We start from the raw sequence: 1,381 nt of genomic DNA, 5'->3' as shown, positions 1-1,381 counted from the left end.
GGCGAGGGACGTTCGGGCGCGGGGATGCGCAGGTCGTGGGGGTCGGCCGGGATGCCGTACCAGGACAGCAGACGGCACCAGCGGATCCGTTCGTGCTCGTCCTCACGCCACGCGGGACCGGCGATCCGCGCCGGGGGGTGGGCATAGGCCAGCAGGCGGGCGGGGCGCAGCCGGGACAGCGGACGGTGGCTGGCCGGACCGTTGCCGTGGAGGTCCACCGCGACATCGGGCGGCGGTCCGCTCCAGTCGATCCGGCCGGGGACGGCCCGGCCGGGGGCAGAGACGGGAATCACCCGGTCGACGGCCCCCGTGGCGGCGGCGGCCGGTGCCTGCCGGGCGGGCGCGGCCAGCAGCAGTTCGTGGTCGGGGTGGGCCCTCCGCAGCGCACGCAGGGCGGGGACGGCGGTGAGCAGATCGCCGAGGCCGAGGGCGCGCAGGACCAGCAGCCGCGGGCGGCCGACGGCGGGTCGGCCGCCCATCGGCGGGGACGCAGGGGTGACCGCGCCGCCGCTCATCCGCGGGGACGGAGAGGTGGGACGGCCACCCACCGGCGGGGACGGAGGGGTGGGACGGCCACCCACCGGCGGGGACGGAGGGGTGGGGCGGCAGTCCATCTGCGGAGCGCTCATCGGCGGGGACGGAAGGGTGGGGCGGCGGGCCCGGCGGAGGCCGGGCCGAGGGCGGCCCGGCGGGCGAGTTCGGTGGTGGAGCGGCCGTCGAGGTAGGGCAGGACCAGGGCCTGCCCGCCCCATGCGCGCAGCACGGCGGCCTCGGGCAGGGCGTCCGCGCTGTAGTCGCCGCCCTTGACCCACACATCCGGGCGCAGCCGGCGCAGCAGCCGCTCGGGGGTGTCCTCGTCGAAGACGGCGACGGCGTCCACACAGCCGAGTCCGGACAGGACGCGGATCCGGTCGGCCACCGGGTTGATGGGCCTGCCGGGCCCCTTGAGGCGGCCCACGGAGGCGTCGGAGTTGACGCAGACGATGAGGCAGTCGCCGGTGCGGCGGGCGTTCTGCAGCAGCCCGACGTGACCGGCGTGCAGCAGGTCGAAGCAGCCGCCGGCGGCGACGACCGTGCCGCCCCGGGCGCGGACGGCCTCGGCCAGGGCGTAGGCGTCGGTGGGGCGGCGGGGCTCGGTCGGGTGGGTTCCCGGGCCGTCGGCGGGGACCTCCCACAGGGCGGGGTTCCCGGCACCGCCCGCGGCGACGAACGCGGCCGCCTCGGCCACGGCGAGCTGCACCGCCTCCTCCGGGAGCCCCCCGTCGGCCAGCGCCCCGGCCGCGGTGGCGGCGAAGCAGTCCCCGGCGCCGCAGGGGTCGCCCTGCGCCCGGTGGGGCGCGGGCACGTACATGGGGCTGTCGCTGTGCGGGAGGGTGAGGAT

At 78.6% G+C, this 1,381-nt stretch carries 2 protein-coding genes; both read right to left on the bottom strand.

Translation table 11 applies throughout. From position 1 onward, the window contains the following. Positions 1–479: glycosyltransferase family 9 protein (locus AXW62_RS39670; protein WP_370682979.1), on the bottom strand; the 479-nt coding region annotated here is incomplete at its 3' end. 146 nt (positions 480–625) lie between these two features. Continuing rightward, positions 626–1,381 (bottom strand): D-glycero-beta-D-manno-heptose 1-phosphate adenylyltransferase (rfaE2, locus tag AXW62_RS39665; RefSeq protein ID WP_107406406.1); only part of this gene is annotated, 756 nt, incomplete at its 5' end.

The sequence above is a fragment of the Streptomyces hygroscopicus subsp. hygroscopicus genome (genome assembly GCF_001553455.1).
Taxonomy (GTDB): Bacteria; Actinomycetota; Actinomycetes; order Streptomycetales; family Streptomycetaceae; genus Streptomyces; species Streptomyces hygroscopicus.
The sequence above is the reverse complement of the archived record's forward strand: the minus strand, read 5'-3'. Positions and strand labels throughout refer to the sequence as shown.